Source organism: Paraburkholderia elongata (genome assembly GCF_013177735.1).
In the GTDB taxonomy this organism is placed as follows: Bacteria; Pseudomonadota; Gammaproteobacteria; order Burkholderiales; family Burkholderiaceae; genus Paraburkholderia; species Paraburkholderia elongata.
Window position 1 is genome coordinate 1 of sequence record NZ_WOEZ01000292.1, and the last position, 12,863, is coordinate 12,863.

Sequence of the window (12,863 nt, forward strand, 5' to 3'; positions counted from 1 at the left end):
GATGTGTATAAGGGGATGCGCTGTAACACCAATCCTTTGCGGCTTTTACGCTCGGGAATTTCACAATGACCATTCCTTCAATCGGATCACCTTCAAGGACTTCGTGCTTTCCATCGGCTACGAGCACTTCGATAGGATGATCCTTCATCGTTGCTTTGATTCCAGTCCGATATTTTTCGAACTCTTTGTGATCGATGGATTTAATTCTAGTGAAGACAATGTATGCGGACATGATCGTTCTCCTACTTTGTTAATCGATTACCGAAATTCCAATGAAAACCCTTGGGCCGTAGCCCGCGTTATTAACTAAGAAGGCGTTTTACTTGTTGCCGCCGTTCGCAAAGATGATTTCTCCCGTGAGCCAGCCCGCATCATCCGAGGCAAGAAATACGGACACACGTGCGATGTCCTCGGGTTGGCCGACGCGGCCCAGCGGAGTACTTGCGATTATCTGCTTCTTAAACTCCGTTCCCATGACGCCTGCCGCGTGCGCACCCTCCGTTTCGGTTCCACCGGGACTGAGAGCGTTAACGCGGATTTTCTTGGGGCCGAACTCTTTTGAGAGCACGCGCGTCAAGCCATCGACAGCGCTCTTTGTCGCCACGTAGATCGAAAGGGTCGGGTCGGCAGCGACACTCTCCGTCGATCCGATGTTGATAATGCTGCCGCCTTCCGCGCCGAAGGCCGGCAAAGCGGCTTCGATCATGAGGAACGTGCCAAGCACATTCGTGTTGAACTGACGGTGAAACTCCTGCTCGCTGAACTGCTCGAAGGGCGCAAACGAGAAGACGCCCGCGTTGTTCACGAGCACATCCAGACGGCCGAAGGTATTTTTCGCCTCCGCGACGAGGCGTTGCGCGTCGGACCTCTGCGCCACGTCGCCTTGCACGGCGATAGCTCGCCCGCCTTTGCCGGTGATCTCGCGCACCACCCGTTCCGCGCCCGCTTGATCGCGCGCGTAATTCACGATCACCACCGCGCCTTCCGCGCCGAAGGCTTTTGCAATGCCCGCTCCGATTCCTTTTGAAGCGCCTGTCACTATCGCAACCTTATTGTCGAGCCGTTTCATGATGCATCACCTCGTTTGAACACCTCGTTTGTCGGTGATGCAAATCTATCAATTCCACCAAGCGCGGACTAGACGTTAATATTGGATAGCATCGATCCCATTGGGGAATGGATCAGTCGTCCATTTCGGCGAGCAGCTCAGCCAGAAAGTCAACAAACACGGCGACTTTGCTGGGCAGACTGCGGGACGCGGGTCGCACGGCACTGATCGGAATTCTGGCCGGCTCACAATCGCGCAGGATTCGCCGCACGGTTCCGGCGCGTATGTCGGCCGCAAAAAGCCAGTATGGCGCCTGGGTGATACCGAGGCCGGCAAGGACCGCGGCGCGTTGCTCTTCGCCATCATTGGTGCGAAACGATGCCGCCGCCTGATGGGATACCACCCCGGCGCGGCTGGCGAAGGTCCAGGGTCGCGGTCCATCCCGTGAGACAAAAAACACGCCGTCGTGGCGGTCGAGATCGCTCGGTCGCTTCGGCACTCCTCTGCGTTCCAGATAGTCCGCAGACGCTACGGCGACGAGGGCGAACTCGCCGATTTTGCGCGCGATAAGGCTAGAGTCCGCAAGGGCGCCATTGCGAATGGCGAGGTCGATGCCCTCGTCAACGAGATTGATCGTCCGCTCGGAGACGAGCGACTCGACAACGACCTTGGGATAGCGAACGCGGAACGCAGGGAGTTGCGGCACGACATAGAGTCGAGAGAAGGCGGGCGCGGCGCTGACACGCACCACGCCGGACGGCGAGACCTGTCCCGAACCGATGCGGGATTCCGCTGCCTCGAGATCGCTGATGAGTCGTACGGCAGATTCGTAGAAGTCGCGCCCGGCCTCGGTCAGGCTCAGGCTGCGGGAGGTGCGCATAAGAAGCTGCGCACCGAGATGTTCTTCGAGCGCGGCAACCTGTTTGCTGATCGCCGGCTGCCCTGTCCCAAGCTCACGCGCAACCGCTGAAAAGCTCCCGCTTTCTACGACGCGCACGAATATCTTGATGCCTTCGAGCCGATCCATCCGATCCTCCTACGGGGAATTGGTTATCTTACTAAGGAATAGATCATGCATGATCATGGGCAAATCTATTCCGGAATTGAGGGGGCCTCTCCGGGCCGTTTTGCGGCTCTTGTGACGAAGCATGAGGTAGTTACCTTGGGAAAGCTCGGCGAGGAAAGTGCCCAGGCTCTCGGCCGTGCGCCCGTCGCCGCGATGTCCGGCTTCCAGATAGCGGTCGTTCACGACTGTCCGGAACGGGTCGAACTGGGACGGCCATCATGCAGCTATTGCGTCAGCGCGCCCCTCCGCGCCGGTCCGCTTAGCTTATCGAGTCGGCTGAAAACGCGATGTCCTTCTGTGCTTCGAGCACCCGCAGGCGCTCAGCCAACGCAGCCCTGATCGAGTCGTAGGCACCGCCGCCAAGCGTCAGGCGTAACGGCGGATGTACCGAGTCCGCCGCGACGATCATTGCGGCGACCGTCTTACCGGCATCGCCCCGAATTTCAAAGCTGTTGGACGCAATTGCCCGCCTGACGTCGCCCGCCGGGGTGTCGTCGTACTCGGGCATCGGCACCGCGTGATCGAGACCAGCACCGAACTGGGTGCTCGTCGCCCCCGGCTCAACGATCACGAAGTCGATACCGAATGGCGCCACCTCCTTCGCCACTGACTCGACGAAACCTTCGATGCCCCATTTCGTAGTGTGATACAGGCTGAAATTCGGGTAAGCGACCTGTCCGCCTTCGGACGATACCTGAACGATCCGACCGCCGCCCTGGCGGCGAAGGTGAGGTAGCGCGGCACGAATGACCTGAATCGATCCGGTGAGATTGGTGGCGATCTGCCGGTCGATCTGTTCATCAGTCACTTCCTCGGCCGCGCCGAATAATCCGTAGCCCGCGTTGTTCACGACCACGTCGATACGGCCCATCGCTTCGAATGCGGCAGCGATATTCGTGTGCACCGCGCGGGTGTCGGTGACGTCAAGTGTCAGTACATGCAAGCGGTCGCCGTACTGTTTTTTCAGTTCATCGAGCGTTCCCTCGCGCCGCAGCGTTGCGACGACCCGATCGCCGCGTTGCAGCAGACGCTCGGCGAGTAGCCGGCCGAGGCCCGACGACGTGCCGGTGATAAGCCACGTCTTCATCATGGTGTGTCTCTCCATAAAGTGGATGAAATGGCATTGCCTGACTACCAGTCTAGGTACCCGTCATTGGTCAGAGAAGGCTCTATAGTGCGTATGACCCCGTGAAAATTCGCCACCAATGACCAAGCCGACACTTGCCGATCTCACCGCGTTTTCCACTGTCGCAGCGCATCGGAGCTTCCGCCGTGCCGCCGATGCACTCGGCGTTTCGCGCTCCTCGCTAAGTCACGCCATGCTCGCACTGGAGCGCGAATTGGGCGTGCGCCTGCTCAATCGCACGACGCGTAGCGTGGCGCCGACAGAGGCCGGCGAAGCATTGCTCGCGCGGCTTGCGCCCGTGCTCCGCGATCTTGACGAGGCACTGGATGCCGTCGCCGATTCGCGTGGCAATCCGAGCGGGACGCTCAGGATCAACGCCAATGAGAGTGCGGCGCGGCTGTTGCTGAAAACGGTGGTGCCGTGTTTTCTGAAGCGCTTCCCCGGCATGGCGCTCGATCTGGTCGCAGAGGGACGGCTCGTCGATATCGTCGAGCAAGGTTTCGATGCCGGAGTACGGCTTGGCGAGTCGATCCCGCGCGACATGGTGGCGGTGCGCATCAGCGATGATCTTCGCTTCGTAGTCGTTGCCGCGCCTTCGTATCTCGCAGGACGAACGCCGCTCATCACGCCCGACGACCTTCATGGCCACGACTGCATTCGCCAACGGCTGCCGAGCGGCAAGCGCTACCGCTGGGAGTTCCGCAAGCACGGGCAGGAAGTGGCGATCGATGTTCCCGGTGTACTCACGCTGGATCACAACGGGCTGATGGTTGAGGCCGCGTCCGATGGTTTGGGCCTCGCGTATGTACCGGAGTCCACGGCCCGCGACTGGCTGGACGACGGCCGGCTGGTTACCGTGCTGGAAGATTGGTGCCCGTTCATCCCTGGGCTCTGCCTGTACTATCCTGGGCATCGCCACGTGCCTGCTGGTCTGCGGGCGTTCATAGACGTGCTTAGGGAGGTAAATCACTAACGCATGTGAATGTCCGTCGTGGAGGATCCTGACCGACCGCTCAGCTCGCGTGCCGCAGATCGTCGACGGGCAGGGGGCGGCCATCTCCGGCCGCTCGCCCACGCTTTCACACGGACGTTCGAGCGCCGGCTCCACCGAGACTGCGGACCGTCGCACGCCGACAGTCACCAGCGCATCGTTCGCCATACGCTTTCTCGGAAGTAGTCCTTTCGCAATGACCGCTCCCGAGCAAAGCGAACAGGCGCTATCGACTCGACGGGCACTGGCGCTGCAGTCGAGGGAATATTCGAAGTGCAGGCTCAGACTTACAGTCAGCCACCACCTTGGCGACGCCCGCAAGTCGACTTAATAGGGCACTCCATGAAGCAACGGCTGGGTTTTCTACGGAACCGGAGTCAGAATTCACCTCGCTTTTGTCCGATATTTCTCTAGATGCAGCCTATGATGATTGTCGCGACGCAATCTTAATGCGCGGCTGACTCACAAAGTCGCCAATGCGCTGGCTTTCGTGAGGCTCGTCGGCACGCGTCTGCCGAGACCAGTCGGCAAATGATCGTTGGTGGAGCAATTCACTATCACAACGTCGGTCGCTGTCGCGACTGTGTTGCCTCGATCGAGTCACCGACGATATTGACTTGCATTCCCGAATAGACGGCCGTGTTGGTGGCCTTCCGTCCTTTAATCGCTGCCTGCGCAAACGGCGAGCCAGACATACGCAGGGCATCGTCGGCGTGCTGTCGCTCGCCGACGTAATCGACGAACTCGGCTGCGACCGGGCGCTGCTCGCGAGCATCGGCCACTTCCATCAGAACCGCGAGAGTCCGGACAGCGTGCAGTCATTGCCGCATGCGCGACACTGGAGCGAGCGGCCGTTTGTTAAGCACTGGATTCAGGCGCCTCAGCACCGCGCGGCCCGCCGCCGGTGCGTCTGCCGAAATCGTGCGACGGGTGCAACAGATGGGGACCCGTCGCGACACGCTGAGGGAGCGACCATGCGCGCACTCGACATCATGACGCCGTCCGTCGTCACCGCCACACCGGACATGACGATCCACGACGCGGCAAGACTGTTCGTCGATAATCGTATCAGCGGCATGCCGGTCGTCGACGCGAACGGACAGGTCGTCGGCATCGTCAGCCAGGGCGACCTGCTGCATCGCGTGGAGACCGGCACCTGCCGCGGAAAGCGCGCGTGGTGGCTCGAACTCCTGTTGTCGTCGCCCCGCGAGCAGGCTGCGAGGTATGTGAAGGAGCACGGACATGTCGTCGGCGACGTGATGTGCGACCAGGTGATTTCGATTACCGAGGACATGCTGCTCCAGCAGATCGCGGACCTCATGGAGCGCCGGCATCTCAAACGCGTGCCGGTGCTGAAGGACGGCAAGCTGGTCGGAATCGTGAGCCGCTCGAACCTGATCCGCGCACTCGCGAGCGTCGCGCTGGCCGTGGACTCGGCTTCGCACGACGATGTGAGCCTGCGCGACGCGATAGTCCTGGAAATGCACGGGCAGCGCTGGGGGTTGCCGAAACAAGGCGTGCTCGTCAAGGACGGCGTCGCGCATCTATGGGGCGTGATCGAGTCCGAGGAGGAAAAGCGCGCGATCCGCATCGCGGCCGAGGGCGTGCCCGGCGTCAAGCACGTGGAGAGTCACTTGGTGTTTCCGAGCGTGATGCCGTCGCTATAGTCCGCAGGCGGTCGCAAGACGCGTGCAGGGCCGTTCGACCAGGAGCTGCGCCGGCTCGTCGACGCCGAAGGCGTGTGGGCCCATTGCATCGGGATGGCCGACGCGATGAACGGTGCGAGTTGGCCGGCCGCTTGCGACAGAGGCTCAATGGCGCGTGGCGGTGCTCGAGATCGCGCGTGCCGGACGCGAACAACGAATGCGGCGAGCGGCTCGCGCGATCACGCAAAAACAGCGCGACCGCCTGTACATCGTCACCGACAGCGAATGTGTTCGTCGCGCTCGCGACGAACTGCCGCCTCCATATTCGGCAGAGACAGGCCTGTTTCGGTCGTTCATCGGAACGCGCTCAGATAGCCGCTCATTTACTGCATGCGTTAGACCAGTATGGACGATGAAGGGAACGTCCGTTGTACTCCGAGAGCCGTCGTAATTCTGTTCCCGTTTGGAACGGCAGCTCCGGGTCGATAGGACTCATTCGTCGCACGCTGGATTCCGACCGCCGTCCAGAGACCGACAGTAGCCACGAAACGCCCGGGCGTCTAACTCCTCCATTGCCGCCCAACTCCCCGATTGCAATGTTCGCGATACGAATCTAGACATTACAAATATGAAGTCGCAGGTCGATCGGCAGAAGCCTAATGATTGTGTCGCGATAACACAAATGAAGCGATAGAATTTATGAATGAGTAGGAATGCTTACATGACCAGCGAATAGCATTGCTCCGCTGCGGTTTTTGTGCCGCCGTCGTTCTGCATCGGCCCTTTGCGGATCATGTGCGTTGCCGGCGCGGCGCCCGGCACCGCTACGTTTTTCAGTGGCGATCAACGTCGATCTTTTTGACCATTGATCTGCGCGGCGCAATCAGGCGGTAACCGCTAGAATTGCGGCTTTAGCCCGGAATACGCCAATGTCTTTTGCCTCGCTTGGCCTGATCGATTCCTTGCTGCGTAATGTGCAGGACCTCAATTACCAGACACCTACGCCGGTGCAGGCCAAGGCGATTCCTGCTGTGCTCAGTGGCAAGGACGTCATGGCTGCGGCACAGACCGGCACTGGCAAAACGGCGGGTTTTGCGCTGCCGCTGTTGCAACGGCTAGTGCAACACGGCCCGGCGGCGTCCAGCAACCGCGCGCGTGTTCTGGTGCTGGTGCCCACGCGTGAACTGGCCGAACAAGTGCTGCAAAGCTTTATCGATTACGGCAAAGGCCTCGACTTACGATTTCTGGCCGCCTACGGCGGTGTGAGTATCAACCCGCAGATGATGAAGTTGCGCAAAGGCGTGGATGTGCTCGTTGCCACGCCGGGCCGTTTGCTAGATCTCAATCGCCAGAACGCAGTGCAGTTTGATCAAGTACAAACGCTGGTGCTGGATGAAGCCGACCGCATGCTGGATCTGGGCTTTGCGCGCGAACTCAACGCCGTCTTTGCTGCCTTGCCCGCTCAGCGCCAGACCCTGCTGTTCTCTGCCACGTTTACCGATGATATCCGCGCCATGGCGGCGGGCATTCTGCGCGGCCCGGTCAATATCAGCGTCAGTCCGCCCAATGCCACGGCCAGCAAGATCAAGCAGTGGGTGGTGCCGGTGGATAAAAAGAACAAGCCTGACCTCTTCATGCACCTTGTGGCTGAGAACAACTGGGAGCACGCGCTGGTGTTCGTCAAAACCCGCAATGGCGTGGATTACCTAGCGGCCATGCTGGATGAAGCGGGCTATGCGGTCGACACCATCCACGGCGACAAACCGCAACCCGCGCGCCTGCGTGCGCTGGAGCGCTTCAAGACGGGCGAAGTACATATGCTGGTAGCCACCGATGTGGCTGCGCGCGGGCTGGATATCGACGACCTGCCGCTGGTAATCAACGTTGATCTGCCGATCGTGGCGCAAGACTATGTGCACCGTATTGGCCGTACCGGCCGCGCGGGCGCCAGCGGCGTGGCGGTGTCCCTTGTGTGTGCCGATGAAGCGCCGCAACTGGCCGCGATTGAAGCGCTGATCCGGCAAACGCTGCCCCGTGAAGAAGAGCCGGGTTTTGAAGCCGAACACCGCGTGCCGCAAACTAGCGCGACGGGCCAGATCATCAAGAAACCCAAAAAGCCTAAGAAGCCCAAAGTGCCGCAAGCTGCGCCGGGTGCCATGCAGGTGCTCAGCAAAAAAACGCGCCCGCAAAGTGGCGAAAACAAACGCAAGCCAGCTGCAGGTTCACGTAAGCCGGCTGGCAAACCTGCTGGTGGCCGCGGCAAACGCCAACCCTGATCCGTGGGGACGAGTAACGCCAACCCTGGAACAGGCTGGCGGTTTGCGGCCCGCTGGCAGACAGCGGCGCGGCTTCGGCGTGCATCAGGTCGGCGGGTAACGGCGCACTGAATCCAGGATCCATAACAACCTCGGGGCCGAACGGACGTTGAAATCGTGCGTAGCGAGCGACCGATCGAGGTCGTCTCTGGCGAATGTGTCCGCTTCTCACGCGAAAGCCGTCATTTGATCGGCTCATCGCGAACTACCGCTTTGGGTTGCAAGTACGCATCCGCTTGCAGCGAAACCTGGCATTTGCGGTTGCTGAGGTGCGAACGTCCGGAGAGCACCCTGTAGCCGCCTCACCAACACCGTTACCTGAATGTCGGTAATGGCCGAGTTGCTTCCACCGGATGTCCAGCAGGTTCCGAAGTGCACCGGCCGTTGGAATGATGGCTTGGTGTGTCTCGCGGACGACAACGATTGGCCGGCTGCCGTCTCACGCGTCCGGGCGAACCCGACCCACAAGGCGCAGTCGGTCGTCCTGGTAACGGACAGTCGCACGTGGTGCCGAGAAACGGTTCATAGTTTTAATTCGTCTCACGCCCGATTTCAGTGGAAGTAGGGAGCCTCCAGACGTTCGCGCCACAACGGGGGGCGCGACGACCAACATCGCGTGCTCACCACCGGTGTTTCTGGTGTTCGATTCACGACGCTCGACAGGTGATCGCATAAAATGAACTAGTCCGTTGCAATACGCCCAAACGCAATCCCCAGGCATACAAATCCAGATGACTCAGGCCTTTGCAATCTGGGATGCCATCTGATTTCGTTCGCCATCGTTTCTCTCCAGTCGGGGCACCACGTCCTTATGTCGAGAATGACCACAAATGCGATGAGCCGCCGGCACCTGCTGACGCTGATCGGCAAGAACCTCGGCGCGGCCGCCATGATGCAAGGCATGGGCACGTTGGGGTTCGCCGCTACCTCGACCTACGCCGGACCGATCAGACTCGATGGCGCGCCCAAAGGAACGCGAATTCTCGTGCTCGGCGCGGGCATGGCTGGCCTCGTCGCGGCCTTTGAGTTGAGGAACGCGGGCTACCACGTGCAGGTGCTCGAGTACAACGACCGCGCAGGCGGTCGGGCCTGGACTGTCAGGGGCGGTGATCGTTATACAGAACTTGGCGGTGCCATCCAGTACTGCGATTTCGCTGACGGGCTTTATCTGAACCCAGGGCCGTGGCGCATTCCGTATCACCACCAGGGCGTACTCGACTATGCAAAACGCCTGAAGGTGTCGCTCGAGCCGTTCATCCAGGTCAATTACAACGCATACCTGCATTCGACGGAGGCTTTCGATGGCAAGCCGCAACGATTCCGGGCGGTGCAGACCGACTATCAAGGCTATATCGCCGAGCTGCTTTCCAAAGCAATCCGCAAGGACGCGCTCGACGATGCGTTGTCAGTCGAAGATGCGCATCTGCTACTCGAATCGCTGCGCCAATGGGGTGCGCTCGGTCCGGATGGTCGCTATCAGGCGGGCCGGCGAAGCAGTGAACGCCGCGGATTCGCGACCGCGCATGGCGGTGGGCTGATGCTCGAGGCCGTGCCGTCGAATCTGCTCCCGCGCGACCCCTTGCTTGCATCGCGTTTGTGGCAATGGCTCTCGTCTGGAAACGAGCAGGACTTCCAGAGCGCCATTTTCCAGCCCGTCGGCGGCATGGACAGGATTGCCCATGCGCTTTATTCGCAGGTCGCGGGCGCTGTAGTGTTCAACGCCAGAGTCACGGCCATCTTGCAGGACGAGCAAGGCGTCACAGTGCGCTACACCGATACGACCACCCGGACCGAACGGAACGCGCACGCGGATTGGCTGGTGTGCACCATCCCGCTCTCGATTCTGAGTCAGATCGACATTGCGGTCGGGCCGGCCATGCGCGCCGCGATCGATGCGGTGCCCTACGAGACATCGGTGAAAATCGGGTTGCAATTCGGCCGGCGATTCTGGGAAGAAGACGACCAGATCTACGGCGGCATCACGCATACTGACCTGCCGATCTCGACGATCGGCTATCCGGCAACAGGTTACGGATCGACCGGTCCTGCGGTGCTGCTCGGCGCCTACATGTGGGGGCCCGCCAGCTATGAGATGGGTGCACTGCCCCCTGCCGAACGGATCGCGGTGGCATTGAGCCAGGGCAGCCAGATTCATCCGCAGTACGCGCGCGAGTACCAGAACGGTTTCGCGATGAGCTGGAGCCGATCACCGTTCACGAATGGCTGCTTCGCCGCATGGACGGATGCGCTGAGACAAGCGCATTACGCGAATCTCTGTCAGATCGACGGACGGATCGTCCTTGCCGGAGAGCACGCTTCCCATATCCCGGCATGGCAGGAAGGCGCCGTGCTGTCGTCGCTGGATGCGATCACCCGGTTGCATCGGAGAATCGTCAATGGATAGGCCGACGCTGATCCTCAGCGTGATGCTGATGGCCTGGCTGTCGGGAGGCGCGACGGTGTCGGCTCAGGCCGTGGCCGAGGACGCACCACGCACCTTCACGATTTCTCCGGGCGACCGCTTCACCGAAGAAAGCGGCGAAGCGCTTTACAACGCTACCTGCGCCGGATGCCATATGCCGGATGGAAAAGGCGCACAGGGCGCGGGTCACTACCCGGCGCTCGCTGACAACCCGGCAGTCGAAGCAGCACCCTACGTCATCGTCAACGTACTGTACGGCCGAAAGGCGATGCCATCGTTTGGCGACGCGATGAATGACGATCAGGTCGCGGCTGTCGTCAACTACACGAGAACCCATTTCGGCAATCGATTTGCCGGAAGTGTCACGCCGAGCCAGGTTAGAAGTCTGCGCTGAGTTCACGTGGCATGGCTGTCGATGCGCGGCCTCTTTCCCGCTTGCCATCAATCAGGCCGTCACATCACACCGCAGTCCCGTAAGTGCGCCCAAGCAGACGCAGACGACTTTCACGGATGACGCCTGGGGATCGCCGATGGACGCGGGCAATTCGCCGCTGTCCTCGCTGCAGCTCGCGGTGTTGCTTGAAGGATTCAACTGGCAGGCGCTCAACGATGCCGCACAATCTGCATACGCGCGCACTCCGTAACGTCAGGGAGGCTCGCCGCACGGCGGGCCTTTTTCACTATTTCACCGCATACCCGTCAGTGCATGACGCGCTGTCGTCTGCGCGCGTTCACGGCATTCGCGATTTCGCCTGTCGGGATTGAATGCGTTGCGCCTAGTCAACAGCCGATACGCGACGTCATAAAAAGTTCTTATCTCCCACAGCACACCGTCGTGCCGGCCAAGCGGTAAAAGTCTTCGATGGAAATCCGATGCTGCCGGTGATCGCGCAATTCAGTGTTGCTCGAGATTTGCGCAGACTGCAAAGATAGACTCGCTCGATCCCTTACCGGATCTTGCGGCGAGGCACGAGACGCAGCGGCGCGGCCCGGAAGGGAAGTGCGGTTCCTATGACCCAGAGGAGCCGAATTCCCCCACTTCCGATGGATGATCAAGTGAAAGTCAACCCTCTAATTCTTGCGTCTGCAGCAATGTGGGCCACGGTGGCCCATGCGCAGAGCAGCGTGACGCTATACGGTCTTCTCGATGCCGGCGTGACGTATACGAACAATCAACATGTCAGCGGCACGACAGGTCACAGCAACGTGCAGGCGACCAGCGGCAATCTCAATTCCGACCGATGGGGGCTGCGCGGCAGCGAGGACCTCGGCTCCGGTATGCGTGCCATCTTCACGTTGGAGAACGGTTTCAGCATCACCAACGGAAAATTGGGCCAGGGTGGCCGTATGTTCGGCCGCCAGGCCTGGGTGGGTCTCGCGACAGACCAGTACGGCTCAGTGACGCTAGGGCGTCAATACGATTCGGTAGTCGACTATCTTGGACCCATGAGCCTGACGGGCACGCAGTATGGAGGCACCCAGTTCGCTCACCCGTTTGACAACGATAACCTCGATAACTCGTTTCGCGTCGACAACGCGATCAAGTATGCGAGCGCGAACTATAGTGGCCTGAAGTTCGGCGGCGTCTATGGCTTTTCAAACCAGGCCGGCGCCTTTGCGAACAACCGTCTGTACAGCCTGGGCGCGTCATACACCGCTGGTCCGTTGAACGTCGCGGCGGCCTACATGGAGATCAATCAGCCCGGGATGAATAGTGCCGGCGCCCTGGACGGCACCAGCACTTCCGCCGACGCACCGTTCACCGCGCAACGCCAGCGCGTCTGGGGCGCGGGCGCGAACTATTCGTTTGGCGCCGCAACCGTCGGACTGGTATGGACCCAGACGAAGCTCGACAGCGCGACCACGATCAGCACGGGCTCGCCATCGAGCCCCACGAAGTTCGGCAGTGCAAGCGGCCTTAGCTTCAACAACTATGAACTCAATGCACGCTACGATCTGACGCCGGCGTGGCGTATCTCAGGCGCCTATACATTTACCGACGGCCGCCTGAGCAACGCGACGACGAGCGCCAAACCCAAGTGGAACCAGATTAGCCTGCTGAGCGACTATGCGCTCTCCAAGCGGACGGATCTCTATCTCGAAGGCGTGTATCAACATGTCAACGGCGCGAGCGGTACCGTGTTGAACGGTGCGTTGATCAATGGCATCGGCGCACAATCGGCGACAAACACGCAAGTTGCGGTGACCGCAGGCATTCGCACCCGCTTCTAACTCCCGGCCCTGACAAG

At 60.6% G+C, this 12,863-nt stretch carries 11 protein-coding genes; 6 read left to right on the forward strand and 5 right to left on the reverse strand.

What is annotated here, in order from left to right:
• The 4 genes from GNZ13_RS47230 to GNZ13_RS47245 all read right to left on the reverse strand — a co-directional run.
• Nucleotides 1-232, reverse strand: a 232-nt coding sequence (locus GNZ13_RS47230) for a DUF1330 domain-containing protein (RefSeq protein WP_172177973.1), incomplete at its 3' end; no start/stop codon positions are given.
• An 87-nt stretch (nt 233-319) separates the two neighbouring features.
• Nucleotides 320-1,069 carry an SDR family NAD(P)-dependent oxidoreductase gene (locus GNZ13_RS47235; RefSeq protein WP_172177975.1) on the reverse strand — a complete coding sequence of 250 codons (750 nt, stop codon included), beginning with the start codon at nt 1,067-1,069 and terminating at the stop codon, nt 320-322.
• 112 nt (nt 1,070-1,181) lie between these two features.
• Nucleotides 1,182-2,075 carry a LysR family transcriptional regulator gene (locus GNZ13_RS47240; RefSeq protein ID WP_172177977.1) on the reverse strand — a complete coding sequence of 298 codons (894 nt, stop codon included), beginning with the start codon at nt 2,073-2,075 and terminating at the stop codon, nt 1,182-1,184.
• Between the two features lie 298 nt (nt 2,076-2,373).
• Nucleotides 2,374-3,204, reverse strand: a complete 831-nt coding sequence (locus GNZ13_RS47245) for an SDR family oxidoreductase (protein ID WP_172177979.1) — start codon at nt 3,202-3,204, stop codon at nt 2,374-2,376.
• A gap of 115 nt (nt 3,205-3,319) precedes the next feature.
• Here GNZ13_RS47245 and GNZ13_RS47250 point away from each other — a divergent pair, with 115 nt between their 5' ends.
• Nucleotides 3,320-4,213 (forward strand): LysR family transcriptional regulator, encoded by an 894-nt coding sequence (locus GNZ13_RS47250; protein ID WP_172177981.1) that lies wholly within the window; start codon nt 3,320-3,322, stop codon nt 4,211-4,213.
• A gap of 575 nt (nt 4,214-4,788) precedes the next feature.
• On the opposite strand, the gene GNZ13_RS47255 is transcribed toward GNZ13_RS47250, so the two are convergent.
• On the reverse strand, nt 4,789-5,019 hold the full coding sequence (locus tag GNZ13_RS47255; protein ID WP_172177983.1) for a hypothetical protein: 231 nt from the start codon (nt 5,017-5,019) through the stop codon (nt 4,789-4,791).
• Nucleotides 5,020-5,205: 186 nt separating this feature from the next.
• Between GNZ13_RS47255 and GNZ13_RS47260 the strand changes: the two genes are divergently transcribed.
• From GNZ13_RS47260 to GNZ13_RS47280, 5 genes are all read left to right on the forward strand, one after another.
• A complete protein-coding gene (locus tag GNZ13_RS47260) occupies nt 5,206-5,898 on the forward strand; it encodes a CBS domain-containing protein (protein ID WP_172177992.1) in 693 nt (230 codons plus the stop codon).
• A 908-nt stretch (nt 5,899-6,806) separates the two neighbouring features.
• On the forward strand, nt 6,807-8,153 hold the full coding sequence (locus GNZ13_RS47265; RefSeq protein WP_172177994.1) for a DEAD/DEAH box helicase: 1,347 nt from the start codon (nt 6,807-6,809) through the stop codon (nt 8,151-8,153).
• 874 nt (nt 8,154-9,027) lie between these two features.
• Nucleotides 9,028-10,596 carry a flavin monoamine oxidase family protein gene (locus GNZ13_RS47270; RefSeq protein ID WP_236002506.1) on the forward strand — a complete coding sequence of 523 codons (1,569 nt, stop codon included), beginning with the start codon at nt 9,028-9,030 and terminating at the stop codon, nt 10,594-10,596.
• Nucleotides 10,589-11,008, forward strand: a complete 420-nt coding sequence (locus GNZ13_RS47275) for a c-type cytochrome (protein ID WP_172177998.1) — start codon at nt 10,589-10,591, stop codon at nt 11,006-11,008. The genes GNZ13_RS47270 and GNZ13_RS47275 overlap by 8 nt, the downstream gene beginning before the upstream one ends.
• A gap of 662 nt (nt 11,009-11,670) precedes the next feature.
• Entirely contained in the window at nt 11,671-12,846 is a 1,176-nt protein-coding gene (locus tag GNZ13_RS47280; RefSeq protein WP_328807408.1) for a porin, read from the forward strand.
• Nucleotides 12,847-12,863 lie beyond the last annotated feature (17 nt).

What these genes read in the sequence shown, in the direction of transcription:
- GNZ13_RS47235 (WP_172177975.1), bottom strand. Translation starts at nt 1,069, where the DNA reads ATGAAACGGCTCGACAATAAGGTTGCGATAGTGACAGGCGCTTCAAAA.
- GNZ13_RS47240 (WP_172177977.1), bottom strand. Translation starts at nt 2,075, where the DNA reads ATGGATCGGCTCGAAGGCATCAAGATATTCGTGCGCGTCGTAGAAAGC.
- GNZ13_RS47245 (WP_172177979.1), bottom strand. Translation starts at nt 3,204, where the DNA reads ATGATGAAGACGTGGCTTATCACCGGCACGTCGTCGGGCCTCGGCCGG.
- GNZ13_RS47250 (WP_172177981.1), top strand. Translation starts at nt 3,320, where the DNA reads ATGACCAAGCCGACACTTGCCGATCTCACCGCGTTTTCCACTGTCGCA.
- GNZ13_RS47255 (WP_172177983.1), bottom strand. Translation starts at nt 5,019, where the DNA reads ATGGAAGTGGCCGATGCTCGCGAGCAGCGCCCGGTCGCAGCCGAGTTC.
- GNZ13_RS47260 (WP_172177992.1), top strand. Translation starts at nt 5,206, where the DNA reads ATGCGCGCACTCGACATCATGACGCCGTCCGTCGTCACCGCCACACCG.
- GNZ13_RS47265 (WP_172177994.1), top strand. Translation starts at nt 6,807, where the DNA reads ATGTCTTTTGCCTCGCTTGGCCTGATCGATTCCTTGCTGCGTAATGTG.
- GNZ13_RS47270 (WP_236002506.1), top strand. Translation starts at nt 9,028, where the DNA reads ATGAGCCGCCGGCACCTGCTGACGCTGATCGGCAAGAACCTCGGCGCG.
- GNZ13_RS47275 (WP_172177998.1), top strand. Translation starts at nt 10,589, where the DNA reads ATGGATAGGCCGACGCTGATCCTCAGCGTGATGCTGATGGCCTGGCTG.